Here is a 22,991-nt window from a genome sequence, read left to right as displayed (position 1 = left end):
CAAACTCAAACCTGCCCGGCCGCCTGACGGATCTTCTCGCGGCTGAGCGGCAGGTCGAAGATGCGCCGGCCGATCGCATTGGTGATGGCATTCGCCAAAGCCGATCCGCCCGGCCCTTGGCTGCACTCGCCCGCTCCCAGGAACGGCGTGCCCGGACGCGGAATGACCTCGACGTCGATCTTCGGCGGCAGAGCATCGAAGCGCATGATCGGATAGGTCGACCAGTCGACGCTGGTGATGCGCGTATCGTTGAAGGTCACGCCTTCATACAGTGTCCAGCTCGCAGACTGCACGATGCCGCCCTGTACCTGATTGGCGATGCCGTCCGGGTTGACGATCTCGCCCGCATCCGCTGCACTTGATACCCGCAAGATACGGACGCGGCCGGTTTCAGGCTCGACCTTGACCTCCATCGCGACCGCGCAATAGGCAGCGAGGTTCTTGTAGCGGGCAAAAGCAAAGCCATAGCCGTGGTTCTGTGGTGCCGTCTGTCCCGCCTTCCAGCCGAACATCTCGGCCGCCTTCGTCACCACGTCACGCGCGCGCTCGTCCTGAAGATGGCGCAGCCGGTATTCGACCGGATCGGCCTTCGCCGCAGCGGCCAGATCATCCATCGTGTTCTCGATGGTGAAGACATTCATGTAAGCGCCAAGGCCGCGCAGCGCCGAAACGCGCAGGGGCGCTTCCTTCAGGAAGTGCCAAACGACATGCCGGCTCGGGAAGGCGTAAAGCGGATTGGAATTGCGGTCGCCATTTCCTTCCGGCGTGATCTGCAGCTTCGCCGGTTCCGGCTGGAAACCATTGGCGATGTGGCGGGCGGGCAGAAGATTGCCGGCGGGGCCCGGCCGCGAATTGTGGCTGTTGCTCCAGACCTCATAGGTCCAGTCCACGACATTGCCGTTCGCGTCCGTGCTAGCACGAACCTTGGTGACCATGCCCGGCGAATACGGCTCCCAGGCATGTTCCTGCTCGCGCATCCATTGCAGGCGCACCGGCCGGCCCGGCAAAGCCTGCGCCAGCAATGCCGCATCGGCTGCGGCGTCGTCGGCGGCATTGTGGCCGTAGCAGCCGGAACCCTCGGCATGGATCACCCGCACCTGCTCGATCGGCATGCGCAGCATCTGCGAAATCGCCTTCTGGTCGGGATAAACGCCCTGCGTATGCGTCCACACCGTCGTCACGCCGTCGTTCAGCACGGCAAGCGCGCAGGATGGGCCGATCGAACCGTGCATCTGGTACGGCTTGGTAAAGGTCGCCTCATGCGTCGCGGTCGCGCTCACGACCTTGCGATCGTCGGTCACGATGCCGTCTTCCTGTGGCAGCGCCATCAGCTTGCGCGGCAGATCGTCCATGCCCGGCAAGGTCGGGCTTTCGTCCCATTGCGCGAGCGGGGATAGGGTGCGCATCGCCTTGATGGCGACCCATTCCTTTTCGGCCAGAACGCCGAGGAAGCTGCCGTCCTGCACCACCTTCAGCACACCCGGCATGCCTTCGACAGAGCTTGCATCCACGCCGCGCAGCCGCGCACCGGGGCTCGGCGGACGCACCACGCGGCCATGCACCATGCCGTCTGGCCTCATGTCCTGCACATAAGCCGGCGCACCGGTGACCTTGCCGGGAATGTCGATGCGCTTCTGCGGCTTGCCCATCACCGTGAACGCCTCGGTTGGCGTCAGCTTGGATGTCGGCTGTGCTTGAACTTGGATCAATTCGGCCGAGACCAACTCACCATAGGTCGCACGGCGACCGTCCGGCGCGATCACCGCACCACCTTCGGCCTTGAGGCTGTCAGCCGCCACATTGAACCGTCCTGCCGCCTGCGCGATCAGGATTTCGCGAACCTGCGCAGCCGCATGGCGGATCGCCGTGCCGCTGTCCTGAACGGAGTGACTGCCGGCCGTGTAGCCTTCATTCGGGCTGAGGCTCGTATCCGGCCCGATCAGCTTCAGGCTCGCGAACGGCACTTTCAGCTCTTCCGCCGCGATCTGCAGAACGGCCGTCTTGATCCCCTGTCCCAGTTCCGACTTGCCGGTGAACACCGTGGCACTTCCATCGGCATCGATGCGGATCCAGGAATCCAGCTGCGGATTGGTTTTGAGGCTGCCCGGCAGATCGGGTGCCGCCTGTTCCACCTGCTGGAAGTTCTGAGCCTCGCTCCCCTGCACGGTAGTCTGCGCGAACGCCGGGCGCAGCGAGAAGGCGAGAACCAGCGAGCCGGTGCCGAACAGAACCGAGCGGCGCGAGACATCGGGAACGGAGACGTGTTTCATCAGCCTGCCCTCTTCGCGGTGTCCGTGGTTGATCCGCCCGCTGCCATTTGCATCAAGCCGCCAGCACGTTTGATGGCGGCGAGAATGCGCATATGTGTGCCGCAGCGACAGAGATTAGGCTCCATATGCGCCACGATCTCCTCGTCCGAGGCACCGGGGTTCCGCTGTAACAAGGCCTGAGCCCGCATCATCATGCCGGGAATGCAGTAGCCGCATTGCGCCGCCTGTTCCTCGATAAAGGCCTGTTGCATCGGGCCGGGGCTTTCGATCGTACCCAGCCCTTCAACGGTCGTGATCTCGCGCCCTTCCAGCAGCAGCACCGGCGTGACGCAGGAAAACACCGCCTGGCCATCCACCATCACCGTGCAGGAGCCACACTGGCCGAGACCGCAGCCATATTTCGCGCCATGCAGATGAAGTTCGTCACGCAGCACATAAAGCAGGGGCGTATCCGGATCGGCCTCGATCTGGTGCGATTGGCCATTCACCGTCAGGGCTACCATGATGTTTCCCGCCGGGTTGGATTGGCTGGAGCGGAACCGCCGCTGGACAGCGATTGCAGATCCGTGTGTTCTTTGCCTGAGCGAACCTGCCGGACGAGATCCTGAACATCGTCCCAGGCCGGCTTGTCGCTGAAGGTCGCCCGGATATAGGCGAGCAGATCGGCCGTTTGGGCGTCGTCCAGCACACCGGCAAAGCCCGGCATGATCGGTCCGCGCTCGCCTTCTGGTGCCGGAAGGCCGTAAAGAATGACATTGATTGGATTGAGTGGCGTCGGCCCGTAGGTCGCGGTGCTCAGCGCCAGCGGCAGACCGCCATAAGGCACGGGACGCCCGGCATCATGGCAGCTGGAACAGGCCGCCGCATAGATCAGCGCGCCGCGATCCTGGCTGGTTGCCGCAACCGGCACCGTCTGCCCACCGGCCGCCTGCACCTGGATGCCCGGCGGGTGGCGCGTCGCTTGATCGCGCACCTTATCCGCCCGTGCCTGACGTTCGGGGGTCGGCTCACCCATCACCGAGGTCACATAGGTGGCGATTGCCCGCGCATCGCTTTCTGGCACCGACATCATGTTGGCGGTCACCGGCGCCATCGGGCCGCGTGCCACGCCGTGATGCTCTTCCCAGCCATTGGCGAGGTAATGGGTCAGCGCGTCAACATCCCACGGCAAAGGCGCCGGCGAGTTCTGGTTGAGCGCATAGGCCGTCCAGCCTTCGGCTTCGCCGCCGGCAAACAGCTGGTCCTTCTTTTCCGCGCCAAGACTGTTGCGCGGCGTATGACACGCGCCGCAATGGCCAAGACCATCAGCCAGATAATGGCCGCGGTTCCACTCGTCGCTCTGCGCCGTGTCGGGCTGATAAACACCTTCGCGGAAGAACAGTAGCTTCCAGCCGGCTACCGCGAGGCGGATGTTCAGCGGGAACGGAAGATCGTTGGCCTGCGCCTCCGCCTTCACCGGCTTGCGCGTCATCAGGTAAGCATAAAGCGCGCGATTGTCCTCGTCGGTCACCTTGGTGAAGTGGTCGAACGGGAAGGCAGGATAAAGATGCCGTCCCTCGCGATCGACACCGCTGCGCATGGACCGTTGGAACGCTTCTTCCGACCAGCGGCCAATGCCGGTCTCAGGATCGGGCGTGATGTTGGTGGAATAGATCGTGCCGAACGGCGTCGGCAGCGCCAAGCCTCCTGCAAAGACCTCGCCGCCTTCCTTGGTGTGGCAGACATTGCAGTTGCCGACCGCCGCAAGCGTGGCTCCGCGCTGAACAAGTTCAGGATCAATGCTCGACACTGCGGGTGGCTCGGCCGCCGGTATCTCTCGTTCCCAGGCATAGGCGATGAAACCGCCTATTCCCAGCAGAACAAGCACGACGAGTGCGCCAAGAACGCGAAGAAGTTTGCTGCCGTTCACCGGTGAACTCCGGTTAAAGGTTGCTGGGAAGGCTCAAGACCTGAGCACCTAACAAGCAAGGTAGCGCCTTGTTCGCGCGCGTCGACTGATTTGTACGTGACCCAAGGAAATGGCAGCGTTGCTGTCACTTCCCTTCTGAACGTTCGGATCGGCAGCCTTCGTCAGGCAGCTGACGGACCCGGATCGTCGGGATAACCGGAATGCTGCACGGGCGCAGCAATGCCACCCGATCCCTGGATCAGCCGCAGCTTGGGCCGCTGGCGAAGAACAGGTGTGCTTGCAAACAGTGCCCGGTTCCGTCCGGCACCTTCCGGCTGGTAAAGAACCTCGTCCAGCATCAAGCGGTCGTTGCTGGCCAGGATGAAGCTTTGCCCCACCGTCAAGCCGAGCAAGGCCAGACCGCGCGGCGTCGTCACGGCAAGCGCGAGCCCGACCGATCCGCCCTGATAATCGCGGGTCAGGATACGCGATTGCGGCAGGCCATCATTGGCGCGGAAGCTGACGCGGCTATTCAGCGTGGCAACATCGTCAGCCACGGCGTCCTTGCCGACGACCGTTGCGCCGTCCAGCTTGCGCGTAAGTAGCGCACGCATCGGATCGTCGCGACCAAGGCTGCGGTTCAGCATCTGTTGGAGAAGGGTGAAATCTCTAGTTGTAAGAACACAGGCATCGTTCGACATTGTCGATCTCCAGGCTCCCTGATGGAAGCGGTTGCATGACATACTTGGAGAACCCCTGGCCGCGCGCGGCGCAGGGGCTACGATCCTGCGAGGAGACACCCTCCGGTCAGAGCCAATCGGCTGGACATGGTGGCTTTGCTCAGGACGCCTGCGGCTCGGCCTTTTGCGTCTCTGTCGCAGCACCCACGCTCTCGACGGTCAGGCGATGGCTGCGGCCATCGCGGGCCACCCACTCGATCGACTGACCTTCTGACAGGCCGATCAGCGCCGTGCCGATCGGCGTCAGGATCGAGATGCGGCCTTCGGCGATGTCGGCTTCACCGGGAAAAACCAGCGTGACGTCGCGGCCCTCGCCGTTGGTGGAATAGCGCAGGTGCGATCCCATGCGGACGATGTTGTCGCGCAGTTTGTTGTCGGGAACGATGCGCGCCCGGTCGAGCTCGGCCGTCAACTCGTCCAGCACGGCCTCGCTGACATGAGTGGCACTTTCAGCGAGCAGCGACAGCTTGTCGAAGTCGGACTGCGTGATCTGGATAGCAGGCTTCTTGCCTGGGCCGCTGGTGGACATGGTCGAATCCTTCGTTCAGCCCAGCAGTAGGAGGTGCAAGCCGGGCATGGGGTCGTCAGGGGAAAAGGTTGTCGCGAAAGTCTCGAAGCACAACGCAGCTTGCGGTGGCTCGACGATGCCCCTCGGCCGGGGCGCGACGCGACCGGGGCCGGGGGTCAGTGTCCCGCGATAGGACACACCCGATGAAGCTGCGAGAGATAGTCGGCCGTGGTCATGTGGTCAGGGTGAGTGAGGCGCACGGGGAAGTCAAGTCAGGAAGGTGTGAGGCCGCGTTCGCGCAACACCGGCATCACGTAGTCGGCAAAGCGTTGAATGTCTCCCGGCAGAACCGGGCACATCACGTTGAAACCATCCGCCGCCCCGGCATCCAGCCATTCCTCCATGACATCGGCAATCTCGGCGCCGGTTCCAACCGCCAGCAAATGCCCGCGTCCGCTCGCCAGCCTTGCCAGCAACTGGCGCACCGTCAGCTTCTCGCGCTCGGCGATCCCGACCAGAACGGCGACGCGGCTCTGACTCGCCTGATTACCAGCCTGGTCGATCAAGCCTCTCGGCAAAGGTGCATCCAGATCCAGCTTGCTCAGATCGGTCGCAAGAAATTCGGAACCCTTGGCGATCAGATGATCCAGCACGGCAAAGCTGTTCAACTCAGCGAGCCGCGCCTCGGCCTCATCTTTCGTGGCAGCCGCAATCGGTACGATGCCGGGCATAATGCAAAGTTCGCTTGGATTACGCCCAGCCTGCACCGCGCGCGCCTTCATGTCCCGGTAGAATGCCTGCGCCTCCGCCAGACCGGACTGGACGGTGAAGACAATATCCGCCCGCGCCGCCGCAAAAGCGCGGCCTGCTTCCGATGACCCGGCCTGTGCCAGCACCGGCCGCCCCTTTGGCGGACGCGGTACGTTGAGCGGCCCGGCGGTGCGCACATATGGCCCTTGATGATCGACGCGCCGGATCTTGGCCGGGTCGAGATACTGCCCGCTTTGCTGATCCGCGATCTTGGCATCGGCATCCCAGCTGTCCCATAGCGCCAAACAGGCGTCCACGGCATCGGCGGCGCGGGCATAGCGCTCGGCATGGTCGGGCATCGCATCGAGGCCGAAGTTGCGAGCTTCCAATGCATTGGACGAGGTCACGATGTTCCACCCTGCCCTGCCGCCGCTGATGTGGTCGAGACAGGCAAAGCGCCGGGCAAGATGGAACGGATGATCGAAGCTCGTTGACGCCGTGGCGATCAGACCGATGCGACTGGTCACGGCGGCCAGCGCCGACATGATCACGATCGGGTCCATCGCGTCCGACAGATGCTTGTCCGCCCCGGCCTGCAGGGTGAGCACGTCGCCCAGAAACAGCCCGTCGAAACCGGCCGCTTCGGCGCGTTGCGCGACATCGACCCAGAAGGGCAGCTTGGTCACCGCACGCGGATCGCTTTCCGGCATTCGCCACGCTGCTTCATGAGCGCCCAGCCCATAAAGAACCGCATTCAGCCGCATCCGCCTCCGGGGAGCCAAGTCAGGCACCGGCATGAAACGCGTTGGTGTAATAGTCCGCGAAGTCCGGCTGCGCCTTTAATGGCTCTCCATTCCCATCGCGCAGAATGCCGGACGAGAACAGGAATGCACCCATCGCATTCGTCTTGGCAGCATCAATCTCGCCGACCGTTCCATCCGGACGCGCCAAATAGTGCCCGTCCACCAGGGCTTTCAGCGAGGCCGTGATCAGCGCCGGATCGGTCAGCATGTCCTTGTTCGCTTCAACCAGGATCGCGGCTGCTTCCTCGCTGTTCTCGACCGCAAAAGCATAGCCGCGCTGCGTTGCCTGAACGAACGCTTTGGCAGCCTCCGGCTTGGCCTTGAGAGTCGCATCGCTGGAGGCAAGAAACGTCGTATGCTGGTCGGGCACGCCGAAGTCGGCATAGCGGAACGCCCGCTGCTTGCGTCCTTCAAGCTCCGCCTTCACGCCCTCCCACGTATAGACTTCGAGCGTGAAATCGACCGCGCCATTGGCAAGCGCCTCATAGGCCGAAGTGCCGAGTGTCACCGTCTCGAACGTGCCCTTGCCGCCATCATTGCGGATGATCGTGCTGATCAGCGCGTTTTCCCAGTTGCTCCCGAACCCGCCATAGGTTTTCCCGTCGAGATCGCGTGGACGCTGGATGTCCTGCCGGTCATCATTGAAAACGAGACGTCCGGTTTCGGTCTGAACGACGGCATAAACCGCCTTCAGGTCGGCGCCTGCAGCCCGCTGCGTGAAGAAGCCGATCGCGCCCGAGACGCCGAAGTCAGCCACGCCGTTGCTGATCAGCGCGCCGGCGCTCGTGTCGCCATAGGGCAGGATTTCAACGTCCAGCCCGGCCTGCGCATAGAAGCCCTTCTCGCGGGCGACATAAAGTCCGATGTGGTTGGTGTTGGGGGTCCAATCCAGCGCGACCCTGACCTTCGTCTTAGTCTGGGCCCTCGCCGGCAATGCCCAGGCTGCACCCGTGGCAAGTCCCAGCAGAAGCGTATTGCGGCGGTTGATGATGGTCATGAATGAGGCCCTCCAGCCTGTTCGCGGATCAAAAGCGTATCCAGCACAGCCGCCTCGATGGCGCTGGCCTCCTGAAGTCCGCGCGCCGACCCATCGCGTGGGCGCGGCAGCGGAACATGGAACTCGTGCAGCACCCGCGCCGGTCGCGCCGACAGGACATAGATGCGGTCCGACAAAAACACGGCTTCGCGCACATCATGCGTAATGAGCAAAGCCGTCCACCGATGCCGCTTCCACATCACCTCGAGCCAGCGCTGCATGCTCGTGCGCGTCAGTGCATCCAGCGCCCCGAAGGGTTCGTCCAACAGCAGCATGTTGCGCTCCTGCACAACCGTACGTAGAAGCGCCGCCCGCTGTCGCATGCCGCCGGACAGCTGCGCAGGATAATGGTTTTCGAACCCCGCCAGCCCGAACTCGGCGAGCAGAGGTGTGACCTTCGCGCGGGCCGCTTTCCGAGTCATGCCTTGCACTTCGAGGCCGAGAGTCACGTTGTCCAGTATGCTCCGCCACGGCATCAGCGCGTCGCGTTGCGGCATGAACGCCATATTGCGGTTTCGGCCCTCAAGTGGCGCGCCATTCATGTGAATTGCGCCGCCATCCGCCCGTTCTGCGCCGGTAAGCAGCCGAAATATCGTCGACTTGCCGGCTCCAGAAGGCCCGAGGATGGAAACGAATTCGCCTTCCTGAACATGCAGCGAGACACCATCCAGCACCTCGGTCTGGCCGAAACTCTTGCGGACATCCTCCAGCTGAAGCCGTACCGCACTCACCGCGACGGCTCCTGCTCGAACCGCAGCCAAGGCATCGCAAGCCTTTGAACAAGTACCGTGATTCCAAACAGAACCAGCGTCAGCGTCGCACTGACACCCACCGCCGCAAGCACGAGATCCGGCCGAAAATTGTTCTTCGCGTTGAGGATATAGATCCCCAACCCTTTGGCCGCGCCTGCATACTCCGCAAAGATCGCGCCAACCACGGCGTAAGTAATTGAAATTCTCAGTCCTGCAAAGAAGAAGGGCAGCGCCGAAGGCAGTCGCGCCAGCCAAAAGGTCCGCCAACGGCTCGCCCCCATCGAATGCAGCAGCTGCACAATTTCCTTCTCCGTGGCCTCATAGCCCTGCACCAGAGCCACCAGCATCGGAAAGAACGTCACCAGCGCCACCAGCATGATCTTCGGCACCAATCCGAAGCCGAACCAAAGCACCACCAGTGGCGCAATCGCGACCAACGGCAGGGTCTGGCTGACAATGAAGACCGGAAACAAAGCACGTCGCAGCGGTCGAGAAAAGTCCATCAGGATCGACAAGAGAAAGGCCGTCGTCAGCGAACAGCCGAAGCCCAGCACGGTCGCCCGGACCGTTGGCACGGCATTATCGAACAGCGCCTGCCGCTGGATCCAAGCCTGCTGAGCCACGCGGGTCGGCGATGGCAAGGTCGTCGCGCTGATGCCGGAAAGGTCGGCATAAAGCTGCCAAGCCAATAGAAGCCCGGCAATGGCCAAGGCAGCCGGACCCGTTCGGGCCATGAAGGATGCTTTTTCAGACATGATGAGGCTGCTGAAAAAGCGATCAGGCGGAAGTCGGGCTGTTTGCCGAAACGGTGAGATCAAGCGCGAGATGACCTTCAGGCGAGCCAAAACGCAGAAAGGCTTCGCCCAGCGTGGCAAAAACCGGCCCCGCATCGCCACGCAAGGTCGTGCAGAAGTTCTTGGATTTTCCGAACACGCCTGACTGCTTCAGGAAGTCGATGCAGCCATAGATCTCATCCATGTGGTGTCCGGCACCGAGCGGATAAAGCGACAGCTGTGCCGCAACGATCTGCCCGGTCGGCTCCGCGCCTTGTGCCGCCTTCAGCGCATCCGTGATCCGCTGTGCAAGCGGCGTATCGGACGTACGTCCCTGAATCGGCGTGCAGATCGGATCATCCGGCTCACCGGGGCATCCGCGCGAGACGGTAGCGTGCAGCACGCAGTGAACGCCGTTGCGCGATGCCGCGACATGCAGATCGCGCATGGCCGGAAACAGCTCTTCCGGCGGTCCGACCAGCAAGGTGGAGATGTCGTCCGTCTCGATCCTGAACCGCTCGCGATAGGGATCGAGCGCCGACAGGCTGCCCAGGATGATGCGAACGAATTCGTCCGCCATCGGATACAAGGAAATTTGTGCGCCAGAAAACATGATCCGCCTCGCTCCGCTGGAATTATCCAGATCAGCTTGAGGGTTTCGCAACATGACGCTGCGGTCTCAGCCCCGGCTATACGGAGCACCCCTGTGGTTGACGCGGTGTAGATCATGTTTCGGCGCAGGCGGCAAGGGCCACTGCAATCGGCGTCACCCTTCTTTGGTCGAAGCCGTTTCGATGCGCGGCGGGCGGACCTGCTCGGCTTCGACACGATTGACCAACGGGCGTCCAGCCTCGAAGTCGGTCAGACTGGCAAGCGTTGTTTCCGCGATGGCGCGCAGCGCTTCTTCCGTGAGGAAGGCTTGGTGGCCGGTGACCAGCACGTTCGGGAAGGTCAACAAGCGCTGGAAATCGTCGTCCTGGATGATCTCGCTGGAAAGATCCTCGAAAAACAAATCGGCCTCTTGCTCGTAAACATCGAGTGCGACTCCGCCGATCTTTCCGCTCTTCAAACCGTCGATCACGGCGCGCGTGTCGATCAGAGCGCCTCGGCTGGTGTTGACGATCAAAATCCCCTCGCGCGCCTCCGCAATCGCCTTCGCATCAACAAGATGGCGGGTGCCGGGCGTGAGCGGGCAGTGCAACGAAACGATGTCGCTGCTGCGCAAGACCACCTCCGGCTCGACATAGCGGATGCCCTCGGCGACCAGTTCTGGATCGGGAGAAGGATCGCTAGCCAGCACCTCGCAGCCGAAACCAAGCTTGAAGGCTCGGGCGACCAGCGCGCCGATGCGCCCGGTTCCGATCACACCGATGGTGCGGCTTTCCAGATTACGGCCAATCAGCCCTTCCAACGCAAAATTGTTTTCACGTACCCGCGCCCAGGCGCGATGGATTTTGCGGTCGAGTGCGAGCACCAGCCCGACCGTGAACTCCGATACCGCGTTGGGCGAATAGGCCGGCACCCGAACGACTGCGATGCCGAGGTCTTCGGCTGCGGCCAGATCGACATTGTTGTAGCCGGCACAACGAAGCGCCACCACCTTCACGCCGCATTCGGCCAAGATCTCCAGCACGCGCCGCGACACCGTGTCGTTGACGAACACGCAAACTGCATCAAAGCCGACCGCCAATGTCGCCGTGGCTTCATCCACCCGTGGCTCGAAGAAAGTTAGCGCATGGCCACGCGAAGCGTTTGCAGCCTCAAGGAAGCGGCGGTCATAGGGCTTCGAACCAAAGACGAGCGTCTTCATACGCGTCCACTTCCGCCGCTTCTTGCTGGCGGCCTCAGCGGATCACCAGCACAGGAACTTGCGAGCGTGCCAACACTTCAGCGGTCTGGCTACCCAGCATCATGCGCCGAACACCGCGACGGCCATGTGACGCCATGACGATCAGATCGCAACCACCCTCCTCGGCAGTCTGGATGATCGCGTCGGATGGTGTGAGTTCGCGCGACGACACGATTTCAGCGGCAACACCTGCTTCGGCCGCTTGCTTGGCTACGGCATCCAGCGCGTTCTTGGCGCTTTGCTCCTGCGCCGCTTCAAGCTGGCCGACAAGTTCGGCCCCGCCGATCCACTGACCGTCCGGCGAACTGAATACGGAGGTGAAAACCTCGATCGCATGCAGGAACGTTACCTTGGCAGAGAGTGTCTTCGCCAGTTCAAGCCCGCAGGTAACACCGCGTGCCGACAGTTCCGAGCCGTCAGTGGGAATAAGGATGTGCTTGTACATCGCAAAGCTCCAGTTCGTCCCGGCATCTTAGTACCATCGCCCGGGCATTGACAGAAGTGATACGGATTTTCCTCCTGCTCATGCCAGCGATAGTTCCTGTCGCCTACGAGGGGGAACGTAGCACAACGACCAGAAGTCGCTGACGCCTCCTGACACGATATGATATGCAATTATCGGATAGTGGAATTTTTTAACTTGCCTATTGACCGGTGAACTTTTGTGGATACCGTTGCACCACGTTGATCACAGCCGCCGAGTACGCCTGAAAAGGCTGGCAGCTGTCGAACAGAGGCTTGAACGCCTCGCAGTGCAGCATGCAGACAGGTTTCAGTTAATGGCTCTCACCCGTAATGACTTCGATGGTCTTTATACCGCTATCGTCACGCCGCTCACGGCGGATGGTGCTGTCGACGTTGCCGGGCTGAAGAAGCTAGTCCGTTTTCAGCTGGATGCCGGCGCTTCGGGCATCGTGCCAATCGGTGGCACGGGCGAATACACGGCTTTTTCCCGCGACGAGCGCAAGGCGATCGTGACAGCCTGTGTCGAGGAAGCCGGGACCAAGCCAGTCATTCCTGGCGTGTTGTCTACTGGCTTCAAGGATGCGGTTGATGCAGCAAAGGACTTCACGCAGGCCGGTGCATCTGCCGTAATGACCGTGACTCCTTACTACGCGCCGGGTACGCAGGACGGCATGCGCGAATACTTCAAGGCCTATCGCGACCAAGTCGACATCCCGGTGATGCTCTACCAGATCCCGCGGCGTACCACGGTCGCTATGACTGCCGAAGGCGTTCAGGCGATGGCGGAAGACGGCACCATTATCGGCATGAAGTTCTCGTCCTATGACATGCCGGAATTCATCAAGACCATTAAGTATGCCGGCGACAAGATTGCCGTGCTCTCCGGCGAAGAGCCGCTTTTTGCCACCCATGTTGCGCTTGGCGCAAAGGGTGGGGTTCTTGCCTCGGCGTCGATCTATCCAAAGATCTGGCTCGAGATCTTCGCGCTTGCTCAAGATGGCAAGCTGAAGGAAGCGCTGTCCCTCCAGAACAAGGTAGATCCGGTTCTCGAGACAATCTTCTTGGAAACCAATCCCGGCCCTTTGAAGCACTACATGGAACTGGCCGGCATGCCGGTAGGTGGCGTGCGTTTGCCGTTGCAAGCTCCGAACGCTGATACGGTCGCCAAGCTGAAAGACGCCGTGAAGAAAGCCCAAGCGGCCGCTCTTGCCTGATACGGATACGCCCTTGATCGAGAAACTGCGCGAAATCGTTGGCGAGAAAGGCCTGATCGTCGATCGTGGCGAAATGGCTCCTTTCCTCACCGACTGGCGCAATCGCAGAACGGGCGACGCGCTGAGCGTCGTTCTACCATCTTCGACCGAAGAAGTGGCCGCAGTCATGAAACTTGCGGCGGCGGAAGGGCAGCCGGTATTTCCATCAGGCGGTAACACTGGTCTGTGCTACGGCGCGGTTCCAGAAACCGATAAGCCTGGCAAGCTCGGCATTGTGCTGGGGCTGCAGCGGATGAACCGCATCCGCGAGATCGATCGCGCTGCCAATCTGATGACGGTCGATGCGGGCGTCGTGCTTGCCAACATCCATACGGCCGCTGCCGAGATCGGCCGGCAATTCCCGCTTTATCTCGGTAGCGAAGGCAGCGCTCAGATAGGTGGCTTGATCTCTACCAACGCCGGTGGCACCGGCGTTGTGAAGTATGGACCGACCCGTGATCTCGTCGCGGGCCTCGAAATCGTTCTGGCCGATGGCACGGTGCTGCGCGACCTAGCGGCGCTTGCCAAGGACAACACTGGCTATCTCCTGCGCCACCTCTTCATCGGCGCTGAAGGCACGCTGGGCATCATCACCGGGGCCGCGCTGCATCTGCATCCTGAAATGCCGAACCGGGCGCATGCCTGGGTATCCGTTGCTTCACCGCAATCCGCAGTCGACCTCTTGGCAGCGTTCCAGGATCGGGCAGGTCCTTACATAGAGGCGTTCGAGCTTGTTTCGGCGTCGCAGTTCGACCTCGTCGTCAAACATTGCGAACGTATTCGGATCCCGTTTGAAGGCGGTATTCCGGCCTGGTCGCTGATGATCGAGCTTTCGAGCGTGGACAGCTCGACCGATCTGAACGGCATCCTCGAAGCTTTGCTGGAAAGCGGTCTGGAGAATGGCGGCATCCTTGATGCTGTTGTCGCCAACTCCGAGCAACAGGCTCAGGACATCTGGCATGTCCGCCATTCCGTGTCGGAAGCCAACAAGAAGGAAGGTGTCGGCGTCGTTCATGATGTTGCGGTACGCACATCCGACGTGCCGGCCTTCATCGCGGCAGCCGATGAAGCCGCGGCGGCCAAGTACCCTCATGCCTTTACCGAGGTCGTGTGCCATCTGGGCGACGGGAATGTTCATTACATCCTGATGTTCAGCCATGAGTTCTGGGCTTCGCTTCCAGACAAGGAAGCCTACGCTTTGGAAGTCGAAGCAGCGATCCATGATGTCGGCGCGCGTTTCCACGGCACATTCAGCGCCGAGCATGGCGTCGGCCGAAAACTGACGCAGGAACTGGCGCGCCTTTGCAATCCCGTTCGCTATGGCCTCATGCAGCAGGTCAAGGCGCTGTTTGATCCTGACAATCGGATGAATCCCGGTGTGCTGCTCACGCCAGCGGGAACCACACCGCCGCGTCACAACTGAACTCGCCATCCTGGCAAGCTCGCCTTCATCAACAAAAAGGCGATCAACGAAAAAGGGGACGACAATGGTATCTCGTAGAGACTTTGCAGGTTTGATGGCTGGCGGTCTGGCCGGTGCGGCAATGCTGAGCGCATCCGCGACGACTGCGTCGGCGCAGGAAGGCTCCACCTGGGAGCGTATCATGAGCTCCAAAAAGCTGCGCATCGGCGGCGTTGCCACTGGCGCACCCTGGACGATGAAAGATCCGGCCTCTGGTGAATGGGCCGGCCATTTCGTGGCAATCGCAAAGGCGCTCGCCGCCGATATGGAAGTCGAATTGGAGATCCAGGAAACAACCTGGGGCAACGCCATTCTCGACGTGCAGACCGGCAAGATCGACGTCATGTTCGGCATGAACCCGACGCCGAAGCGTGCGCTCGCCGTCGATTTCTCGGTACCGGTTTACAATAGCGCGCTCGTTATGATCTGCGCGCCAGATTTCAACCCCACCACCTGGGAAGACCTGAACAAGCCAGAAGTGAAGATCGCAGTCGACAATGGCTCGGCGCATGACCAGGTCGCGTCGCGTCTCGCACCTAATGCCTCCATTAGCCGCTTCCGTACACTCGACGAAGCAACGCTGGCACTGAAGAGCCGTCGCGTTCAGGCGCAGAGCATCTTCTGGATGGGCGGCGTGCGTGCGGTCAAGCGCGACCCTTCACTCGGCAAGGTAATCGTGCCGAAGCCCGTATTTGGCTCAACCTCCAACGCTGCGATCCGCCGCGAAACGGACCGGACCTTCAAGGACTTCCTCAACACCTGGATCGTTTACTCGCAGGGTCTCGGCCTTGTGCGGAGCGCCGTGATCGAAAGCCTCGCGGCTGTCGACGTCACGCTGGACGACATCCCGGAAGGCGTAACCTTCTAAGCATCCAGACGATGGCGCCGGCTTGACTGCCGGCGTCTTCCTGGACCGTCCCATCCGCCTATCCAGACGGATCGGACGGTCCAGTCTGGCCAAGACTCGATCAGCAACGGCGCTGCTCCTGTGCAGGGAAGCGTTCGAAGAAGGGCGACGATGTATACCTGGGACTTCAATATTCTTTGGAGCTATCGCTGGCTCTTCCTGAACGGCACCTTGATGACCATCGCCATTACCGCGGGCGTGATCATTCTCGGCTTGCTGCTCGGCCTACTTGCCGGCCTTATGCAGCTATCGAGGAATCCCATCCTGCGCTGGATCTCCTGGGCTTACATCGAGATTTTCCGCTGCACGCCGCTGCTGGTTCAGCTTCTGTGGTTCTATTATGCTCTGCCGGTACTGACCGGCGTCGAGCTCAGCGCGATGACGGCGGCGGTCATGACGCTGTCGCTGTACGGCGGCTCGTTCTATGCGGAAGTCATTCGCGGCGGCGTCATTGCGATTGATCCCGGCCAGAGTGAAGCCGGGCTGGCGCTCGGCATGACGCCGGCCAAGGTCATGAAGCGCATCGTTCTGCCGCAGGCCATCAAGCAGATGATCCCGCCGCTGATGAACCAGTCAATCATCCAGTTCAAGAACACGTCGCTGGTATCTGTCCTGGCTGTGCCCGACCTCCTTTACCAGGGTCAGGTTATCACCATGGACACGTTCCGTCCGCTTGAAGTCTATACCGTCATCGCCGTGATCTACTTCGTGGTCCTCGTACCGCTGACGGCCATCGTGAAGCGCAGCGAGAAGAAGCTGCAGCGGAGCCACTGACATGACCGGCACAGTTACTCCCGACAACACCAAGATCGAGATCACCAATCTCAAGAAGCAATTCGGCTCGAATATCGTCCTGCGCGATATCAATGTGAAGGTCGATGCAGGTTCCGTGGTTGCCTTGATCGGCCCTTCCGGGTCGGGCAAGTCGACGCTGTTGCGCTGCATGAACCTGCTGGTCATTCCAAACGGCGGCCGGATCCGCATCGGCCACCACACGTTCGTGTTCGATGACGGCTCCAAGATGCCAAGGGCCAAGGATCAGGCGCACTTCCGCTCCAACACTGGCATGGTGTTTCAACACTTCAACCTCTTCCCCCATAAGACTGTTCTCCAGAACGTCATGGAAGGGCCATTGGTCGTGAAGCGCATGCCCAAGGCACAAGCTGCGCAACTTGCGCGCACCCTGCTAGGCAAGGTCGGCCTGGCTGACAAAGCGGACACCTACCCCGACCGTTTGTCCGGCGGCCAAAAGCAGCGCGTCGCCATTGCCCGTGCATTGGCGATGGAGCCGGAAGTCATGCTGTTCGACGAGGCCACGTCGGCGCTCGATCCTGAACTCGTGGCCGAAGTGCTTGGCGTGATGCGCGATCTTGCGGCCGAGGGCATGACGATGATCATCGTGACGCACGAGATGGCCTTCGCCCGCGAAGTCGCGGACAAGGTCATCTTCCTACGCGATGGTGTGATTGTCGAAGAAGGCCCCGCCCGCGAGCTCATCGACAATCCTAAGCAGGAAGCAACACGCGCCTTCCTGAGCCACTTCCACACGCGTAACGACTGACGCTGCTCCACAGGATTTGTGTGTGGCGTTGACGACGCCACGCACGTTCCATGCACAAACCCGACCATCGTCGCTAATGAGCGAAGGTGTTCTTCACGCGTCGAGAACGCCAGACATAACCGACCCAGATAGCCCCTAACGCGGCCATGATCCCTGCTGCGATCAGGTCGCGGTTGAACTCAACCCAAGCGCTTGCAAGCGACATTTTGAACCAGGTTGCAACCCAGGCAACGTCCAGCACCACAAGAAGAAACGTTGCGGCCCATTGCACCGTGAACCAGGCTGGAAAGTTGCGCCTACGTTTGAACATACAGACCGTTGTGGCAACGACGATGGCAAGCGTCACCAAATACAAAGCGGTCTCCACCCCGTAGGCAATCGTAGCGCCCTTCACGCTTGCATCATAGGTGCCGGGCAGCGGGAGGATCTGGATCGTGGAAAGAACGGACTGGATCAGGAACAACGTTTGGCCGATTGCCAAAAGCATCAGCCAGCCGGCAAAACCTTGCTCGGGCTTTTTGCGTGCGCTGGAAACAGCAAGGAAGACGGGCACGGCAAAGATGGCAAGCGCCAGAAGCGTGAAGATGCCGTGAAAGATCGAGAAGCCACCCAACTTTTCCGCCTCCTTGAGCTAGTCAGACCTATAAAGGTGCTGCTGCCCTCATCCAAGCGGCATACCCCGCTACCTAGCGAACGATATGTGGTGCGACTTCGCTCGGCCGCTCCAGTCCCAGCATCGTCATGGTCAAATCCATTTCTCGCTTGAGCATGGCGAGGATGGCATCTGCCCCGGCCTCTCCGCCCGCCGCTAGTCCCCAAAGCGGAAGCCGGCCAGCCAGAACAGCCTTGGCGCCCAGCCCGATATACTTGAGCACATCACTGCCGCGCTGAACGCCGCTGTCCGCGAGTACCGTCACTTTTTCACCCACGGCTTCCGCAATATCCGGCAGGATACGAGCGGTCGTGGGGGCTGAGTCGAGGTTGCGCCCCCCATGCGTCGACACCACAACCGAATCGGCACCGAGGTTCGCGGCTTTCAGAGCGTCGGCAACCGAAAGAAGCCCCTTGATTACGATCTCACCGCGCCATTCCCGGCGTAGAGCTACCAGATCATCCCAATTTAAACGGTGCTCCAGTTGCACGGCTTCGCCGCTCGGCGCCCCTGTGATCGCAACGCGATGTTCGGCCGGGTAGTGGCCGTAAGTTGGCATACCGGTAGTCCGCATGTACGCCAGGATGACACCGAACAGCCAACCCGGATGCAGCGCCATGTCGAGCCCCACGCGGATCGAAGGCTTCATCGGCATCCCAAAGCCGTTGCGCGCATTGTACTCGCGGTTGGGTCCGGTCGGAGTGTCGGCTGTCACGACAAGCGTGGTGACGCCGCTTGCCCACACTCGATCAAGCAGCGATCGCGTCAAAGCCCGGTCGCGCCACATGTAAAGCTGGAACCAGATGTCGGCGCCCGGTGCGCCGGCACGAATGTCTTCAACGGCGGTGATCGACTGCGTCGAGACGCAAAAGGGGATCCCAGCCGTGGCTGCCGCCCGCGCAAGTTTCGTCTCGCCATCGTGAGAGACCAGGCCCGCCAAGGCTGTCGGCGCAATGATGAGGGGCAAAGCATGACGCTTGCCGAAGAGGGTGGTGCTGAAATCACGCGCGCCGTGGCCGGTCAACGCACAAGGCGTGATCTTGATCGCATCCAAGCTCTCGCGCAAAGCACGAATGGCGATCTCATTCTCCGTACCGCGGTCGATGTACTCGAACAGACCCTTCGGCAGCTTGCGCCGCGCCAAGGCGCGATAATCATGAAAGTTCTGCGGTCGCATTGAGGTCCGTTCAGGCCGTCAGGACCCAGAGCACCTGCGCATCTTCCGGACCTTTCGAGGTCCAGACATGCTCGGTATTCGCGTCGTAATACATCGAGTCACCCTCGCCCAGCTCCAGCGGCTCATAGAGCTTGCTATGGACGACGACCGTGCCCTTCAAAACCCAGATATAAATCTCAGCGTCTGACTTCGGCCAAACTTTGTACTCATCGGGCGAGCGAGCGACCACCTTAGTGAGGATCGGCGTGATGCGCTTGTTCTTCAGGTCCGAGCACAGCAGCTTGTTCTCGCAGCTTCCCGACAGATGCGGCTGGCCCATCCCAGCGCGCGTCACGCTACGGCGCCCAAGGAGGCTCGGAGGTTCTGTCGGGTCGCTCAGCATGGTTAGAACGTCCATGCCGAACCCGTTGGCAATGCGCTGCATCGTCGAAATAGTCGGAGATAACTCACCGCGCTCGATCTTCGAAAAAGCCGAAGTGGACACGCCGGAATGTTTGCTCGCCTGCTGCAGCGTCCAGCCGCGCTCCTTGCGTAGTGCCTGCAAACGCGCACCGACATCGATTTTCGGCGGTGGCGATGCGAAGGCGGCAGGCGTAAGCTGAAGACTATCGAGGTCGACATTCATGCTTCGCCGAGTGCTCCTTTAACTTGCAAGTTCTTAGAGCCATCGGCGAGAAGCTTGCGTCATCTTCTATAATTTAGGAGCCTCACACGTAGCATCCGGCCGTAAGAGCTGCCAGAGTGCTTGTACATTGAGAGACATTTTTCTCTTATCGGATAATTTTGCATCATGGTACATGCGTCATTGTGCTCGACGTGCTACTGCATAGCGTTAAGAGATGGCTGTGTCTCACCGCCCCATCGCATAGAACTCGTCGTTCGCACGCATGTTCATCGCGTTGGCCAGTCGGTTGGACATGGCAAAGAAGGCCGCCACGGCTGCGATGTCCCAGATATCTGAATCCGTGAAATCGTGCTCCTTCAACGCAGCGATGTCGGCCTCGTCGACCTCATAGGCGCGCTGCGAGACCTTCAGCGCGTAATCCAACATGGCCATCTGGCGCGGCGTGATGTCGGCCTTCCGGTAGTTGATCGCCACCTGATCGGCGATCGTCGGGTTCTTGGCGCGGATGCGGAGGATGGCCCCGTGAGCCACTACGCAATACTGGCACTGGTTCACGTTGCTTGTCGCCACCACGATCATCTCGCGCTCGGCTTTGGTCAGGCCGCTTGGCCTTTCCATCAGCGCATCATGGTAGGCGAAAAAGGCTCGGAACTCGTCCGGCCGATGCGCCAGCGCTAGGAACACGTTCGGTATGAAGCCGGATTTTTCCTGCACGGCGACGATCCGCTCGCGGATATCGTCAGGCAATTCGCTGAGTTCCGGAACCGGAAAACGGCTGATGGCGGGCTTGCTCATGACTTCCTCCCTGAAGCGTCGCGTTTCATTCTTCAGCTTGGACCATAGATAAGTCGTTAGCGCTGAGCCAGCGTGGGTTGCGTTGGTGTTCCAATCGGTTGATGCCTCGGCTTTGAGGCGTCATAGAAGCGTTGCGCATCATCACGCAGCATGACCCCAAAGAACGGGATGACTTCTGCGCCGGCCCATCAGCGAGAACGAAGCCGATCAAACCGGGCCAACCAAATTCTGGAAGGACAAGAGCATGACAGCCTATCCCAATACCCAGCTCCTCATTGACGGCGTTTGGCGCGACGGTAGCGAAGGCCGGACCATCAATGTCGTTGATCCTTCGAATGGTGAGGTGATCGGCGCGGTCGCGCATGCCAGCCGCGCAGATCTCGACGCCGCCCTGGCTGCCGTCCAGAAGGGTTTTGAGATCTGGCGCGACGTTGGCGCCTTTGATCGTTCCAAACTGATGCGCAAGGCTGCTGAGCTGCTGCGCGAACGTGCAGGCGAGATCGCGCCGATCCTGACCATGGAACAAGGCAAGCCGCTGGCCGAAGCCAAGGGCGAAGTGTTGGCTGCCGCCGATGTGATCGACTGGTTCGCCGAAGAAGCGCGCCGTACCTACGGCCAGATCATCCCCGCCCGCACCGCTGGTGTCACGCAGATGGCGATCAAGCTGCCGGTTGGTCCTGCCGCCGCCTTCACGCCGTGGAACTTTCCGATCAACCAGGTCGTGCGCAAACTGTCGGCCGCAGTCGCGGCTGGCTGCTCCATCATCGTGAAGGCACCGGAGGAAACGCCGGCCTCGCCCGCAGCCCTTCTCAAGGCCTTCGTGGATGCTGGCATTCCGGCAGGCGTGGTGAACCTTGTTTACGGCGTGCCGTCTGAGATTTCGGAATACCTCATTCCACACCCGGTGATCCGCAAGATCTCCTTCACCGGCTCGACCCCGATCGGCAAACATCTCGCCGCCCTCGCCGGACAGCACATGAAGCGCGCAACGATGGAGCTTGGCGGCCATGCCCCGGCTATCGTGTTCGATGACGCCGATGTCGCGCAGGCCGCGAAGGTGCTGGGTGGCTCCAAGTTCCGCAATGCCGGTCAGGTCTGCGTGTCGCCGACGCGCTTCCTGGTGCAGGACAACGCCTATGATCAGTTCCTCGATGGCCTTGTCGATTACGCCAAGTCGATCCGCGTCGGCAGCGGCATGGAAGCCGACAGCCAGATGGGTCCGCTCGCCAACGACCGTCGCATCCCGGCGCTTGAAGAACTAATCGCCGACGCTGTCCAGCAAGGTGCGGAAGTGAAGACCGGCGGCCGGCGCATCGGCAACAAGGGCAACTTCTTCGAGCCCACGATCATCGCCAACGCACCGAAATCCGCCCGCATCATGAACGAAGAGCCGTTCGGCCCGGTCGCCATCGTCAACCGCTTTTCCACGCTGGACGAGGCCATCGACGAAGCCAATCGCCTTCCCTTCGGCTTGGCCTCCTACGCGTTCACACGCTCGGCCGAGACGTCACAGGCGCTCGGCCTGCGGATCGATGCCGGCATGACGACGATCAACCATCTGGGTCTCGCTTTGCCAGAAGTCCCGTTCGGCGGCGTGCGCGACTCCGGCTACGGCACGGAAGGTGGATCGGAAGCGATCGAGGCTTATCTCGTCACGAAGTTCGTGACGCAACTGACGGCTTAAACGAGAGCAGACGAAACAAATCCGGCCGCCGATCGAACTTGACGGCCGGATTTACTTCTAAGTAGGAGCTGGGCTTTAGAACAACCCTCCCTATGCGGGATATTTGTACAATGCGTCTTTACCGCTCCATGCAGCGTCTGGTCGGACCGCTTCCCTATGTTTGGAAGCTCCTCCTGATCTGCTTTGTGGGTATGCACATTCCGCTGATTACACTTTGCGCCTGGGCGCTGACGCTGACCGATGCGCCCATTCCGGTCGCAGCCCTCGTGGTGGTCCTCGTGGCGACCCTGGCAGGCACTGCGTTCACGCTCTGGGCATTGCGCAGGATGCTGAGGCCGATCGCCAACGCCGCCAGCGCCCTTGAGGCCTATGCCAGCAACCAGCAGATGCCGGGTCTCCCAACCGAATACAACGATGCCGCCGGGCGGCTGATGTCCAGCGTGCAGCGAACGGTGATGGTTCTCGACCAGAGGATCGATGAGATCTCACGCATCGCAATGACTGACGGACTAACTGGCGTTCACAACCGTCGCTGGATGATGGATGTGGGCGTTCCGCAGGTCGAAAAAGCTCTTCAGGCCGGCGAAATGACGTCGCTGCTCGTGATCGACCTGGACGAGTTTAAGGCGATCAACGACTTCTGGGGCCACAGCATGGGTGATCAAGTCCTGCTTGCGGTGGCTGACGGCATCCGAAGCGCCATTCGCGATAAGGACAGCGTCGTGCGCACCGGCGGCGACGAGTTCTGCGTCTTTCTTCCAGACACGGACGGCACCACCGTAGCGCAAATTGGCGAACGGGTACGCATGCACGCGCATGAAGCTGTCCAGGCAGTCCCAATCAATCGCTCCGTCACGATCAGCGTAGGAGCTGCAACCAGCACGCGCGGGGATGCTTCCTTCACGGCGATCTATCGCCGCGCCGACCAGCATCTTTATGCCGTCAAGCAAAATGGCCGCAACGCCGTGATCGGCGACAAGACGGTACCGAGCTGACGCTGGTTCCAGAAGAAAGCCGGAGAACGGCTAGGCTTCAGAAAGC

General features: G+C 61.1%; 23 protein-coding genes and 1 riboswitch. Of the genes, 7 read left to right on the top strand and 16 right to left on the bottom strand.

The features are described 5' to 3' along the window. Window positions 1-5: 5 nt before the first annotated feature. The 12 genes from IE166_RS20170 to IE166_RS20115 form a co-directional block, all read right to left on the bottom strand. The gene (locus IE166_RS20170) at window positions 6-2,270 is read right to left on the bottom strand and encodes a xanthine dehydrogenase family protein molybdopterin-binding subunit (RefSeq protein WP_189507571.1); all 2,265 of its coding nucleotides are present in this window, start codon (window positions 2,268-2,270) and stop codon (window positions 6-8) included. Then, window positions 2,270-2,773 (bottom strand): (2Fe-2S)-binding protein, encoded by a 504-nt coding sequence (locus IE166_RS20165; RefSeq protein WP_189507569.1) that lies wholly within the window; start codon window positions 2,771-2,773, stop codon window positions 2,270-2,272. The genes IE166_RS20170 and IE166_RS20165 overlap by 1 nt, the downstream gene beginning before the upstream one ends. Beyond that, window positions 2,767-4,179 carry a cytochrome c gene (locus IE166_RS20160; protein WP_244641633.1) on the bottom strand — a complete coding sequence of 471 codons (1,413 nt, stop codon included), beginning with the start codon at window positions 4,177-4,179 and terminating at the stop codon, window positions 2,767-2,769. Before IE166_RS20160 ends, IE166_RS20165 begins: the two co-directional genes overlap by 7 nt. Window positions 4,180-4,340: 161 nt before the next feature. Next, window positions 4,341-4,805, bottom strand: coding sequence for a nucleoside-diphosphate kinase (locus IE166_RS20155; protein ID WP_244641631.1), 465 nt, complete (start codon window positions 4,803-4,805; stop codon window positions 4,341-4,343). A gap of 193 nt (window positions 4,806-4,998) precedes the next feature. Then, entirely contained in the window at window positions 4,999-5,427 is a 429-nt protein-coding gene (gene rnk, locus IE166_RS20150) for a nucleoside diphosphate kinase regulator (RefSeq protein WP_189507565.1), read from the bottom strand. Window positions 5,428-5,678: 251 nt separating this feature from the next. Continuing rightward, window positions 5,679-6,920 carry an LLM class flavin-dependent oxidoreductase gene (locus IE166_RS20145; protein WP_189507563.1) on the bottom strand — a complete coding sequence of 414 codons (1,242 nt, stop codon included), beginning with the start codon at window positions 6,918-6,920 and terminating at the stop codon, window positions 5,679-5,681. 19 nt (window positions 6,921-6,939) lie between these two features. Then, complete coding sequence (locus tag IE166_RS20140; RefSeq protein ID WP_189507561.1) at window positions 6,940-7,956, bottom strand: ABC transporter substrate-binding protein; 1,017 nt, start codon at window positions 7,954-7,956, stop codon at window positions 6,940-6,942. After that, window positions 7,953-8,726, bottom strand: coding sequence for an ABC transporter ATP-binding protein (locus IE166_RS20135; protein ID WP_189507559.1), 774 nt, complete (start codon window positions 8,724-8,726; stop codon window positions 7,953-7,955). The genes IE166_RS20140 and IE166_RS20135 overlap by 4 nt, the downstream gene beginning before the upstream one ends. Further along, window positions 8,723-9,502: an ABC transporter permease gene (locus IE166_RS20130; RefSeq protein WP_189507557.1), complete on the bottom strand. Its 780-nt coding sequence runs from the start codon at window positions 9,500-9,502 to the stop codon at window positions 8,723-8,725. The genes IE166_RS20135 and IE166_RS20130 overlap by 4 nt, the downstream gene beginning before the upstream one ends. Window positions 9,503-9,524: 22 nt before the next feature. Continuing rightward, a complete protein-coding gene (locus IE166_RS20125; protein ID WP_189507556.1) occupies window positions 9,525-10,133 on the bottom strand; it encodes a YkoF family thiamine/hydroxymethylpyrimidine-binding protein in 609 nt (202 codons plus the stop codon). Next, window positions 10,124-10,236, bottom strand: a riboswitch (TPP riboswitch). (Overlaps the previous gene by 10 nt.) Before the next feature lie 50 nt (window positions 10,237-10,286). After that, on the bottom strand, window positions 10,287-11,330 hold the full coding sequence (locus IE166_RS20120) for a 2-hydroxyacid dehydrogenase (RefSeq protein ID WP_189507554.1): 1,044 nt from the start codon (window positions 11,328-11,330) through the stop codon (window positions 10,287-10,289). Between the two features lie 34 nt (window positions 11,331-11,364). Then, window positions 11,365-11,814, bottom strand: coding sequence for a universal stress protein (locus tag IE166_RS20115; RefSeq protein ID WP_189507552.1), 450 nt, complete (start codon window positions 11,812-11,814; stop codon window positions 11,365-11,367). Window positions 11,815-12,148: 334 nt separating this feature from the next. Between IE166_RS20115 and dapA the strand changes: the two genes are divergently transcribed. The 5 genes from dapA to IE166_RS20090 all read left to right on the top strand — a co-directional run bounded on the left by dapA (window position 12,149) and on the right by IE166_RS20090 (window position 17,017). After that, window positions 12,149-13,048 carry a 4-hydroxy-tetrahydrodipicolinate synthase gene (gene dapA / locus IE166_RS20110; protein WP_189507550.1) on the top strand — a complete coding sequence of 300 codons (900 nt, stop codon included), beginning with the start codon at window positions 12,149-12,151 and terminating at the stop codon, window positions 13,046-13,048. Continuing rightward, complete coding sequence (locus tag IE166_RS20105; protein WP_244641630.1) at window positions 13,041-14,510, top strand: FAD-binding oxidoreductase; 1,470 nt, start codon at window positions 13,041-13,043, stop codon at window positions 14,508-14,510. Before dapA ends, IE166_RS20105 begins: the two co-directional genes overlap by 8 nt. A gap of 64 nt (window positions 14,511-14,574) precedes the next feature. After that, window positions 14,575-15,417: a transporter substrate-binding domain-containing protein gene (locus tag IE166_RS20100; RefSeq protein WP_189507549.1), complete on the top strand. Its 843-nt coding sequence runs from the start codon at window positions 14,575-14,577 to the stop codon at window positions 15,415-15,417. Window positions 15,418-15,567: 150 nt separating this feature from the next. Beyond that, the gene (locus tag IE166_RS20095) at window positions 15,568-16,230 is read left to right on the top strand and encodes an amino acid ABC transporter permease (protein WP_189507547.1); all 663 of its coding nucleotides are present in this window, start codon (window positions 15,568-15,570) and stop codon (window positions 16,228-16,230) included. Between the two features lies 1 nt (window position 16,231). Further along, window positions 16,232-17,017, top strand: coding sequence for an amino acid ABC transporter ATP-binding protein (locus tag IE166_RS20090; protein ID WP_189507545.1), 786 nt, complete (start codon window positions 16,232-16,234; stop codon window positions 17,015-17,017). A 73-nt stretch (window positions 17,018-17,090) separates the two neighbouring features. On the opposite strand, the gene IE166_RS20085 is transcribed toward IE166_RS20090, so the two are convergent. The 4 genes from IE166_RS20085 to IE166_RS20070 form a co-directional block, all read right to left on the bottom strand. Then, the gene (locus IE166_RS20085) at window positions 17,091-17,570 is read right to left on the bottom strand and encodes a DUF2569 family protein (protein WP_189507543.1); all 480 of its coding nucleotides are present in this window, start codon (window positions 17,568-17,570) and stop codon (window positions 17,091-17,093) included. 133 nt (window positions 17,571-17,703) lie between these two features. Continuing rightward, window positions 17,704-18,846, bottom strand: coding sequence for an alpha-hydroxy acid oxidase (locus tag IE166_RS20080; RefSeq protein ID WP_189507541.1), 1,143 nt, complete (start codon window positions 18,844-18,846; stop codon window positions 17,704-17,706). 10 nt (window positions 18,847-18,856) lie between these two features. Next, window positions 18,857-19,471: a helix-turn-helix domain-containing protein gene (locus IE166_RS20075; RefSeq protein ID WP_189507539.1), complete on the bottom strand. Its 615-nt coding sequence runs from the start codon at window positions 19,469-19,471 to the stop codon at window positions 18,857-18,859. Window positions 19,472-19,696: 225 nt separating this feature from the next. Next, window positions 19,697-20,266 carry a peroxidase-related enzyme gene (locus tag IE166_RS20070; RefSeq protein WP_189507537.1) on the bottom strand — a complete coding sequence of 190 codons (570 nt, stop codon included), beginning with the start codon at window positions 20,264-20,266 and terminating at the stop codon, window positions 19,697-19,699. 244 nt (window positions 20,267-20,510) lie between these two features. Between IE166_RS20070 and IE166_RS20065 the strand changes: the two genes are divergently transcribed. Further along, window positions 20,511-21,950: an NAD-dependent succinate-semialdehyde dehydrogenase gene (locus tag IE166_RS20065; protein WP_189507536.1), complete on the top strand. Its 1,440-nt coding sequence runs from the start codon at window positions 20,511-20,513 to the stop codon at window positions 21,948-21,950. 110 nt (window positions 21,951-22,060) lie between these two features. Next, a complete protein-coding gene (locus IE166_RS20060) occupies window positions 22,061-22,945 on the top strand; it encodes a GGDEF domain-containing protein (RefSeq protein ID WP_189507534.1) in 885 nt (294 codons plus the stop codon). Window positions 22,946-22,991 lie beyond the last annotated feature (46 nt).

This window comes from Tianweitania populi, from assembly GCF_014652875.1.
Classification (GTDB): Bacteria; Pseudomonadota; Alphaproteobacteria; order Rhizobiales; family Rhizobiaceae; genus Tianweitania; species Tianweitania populi.
Note: the sequence above shows the minus strand (reverse complement) of the source record. Positions and strands in the feature narration are given on the sequence as shown.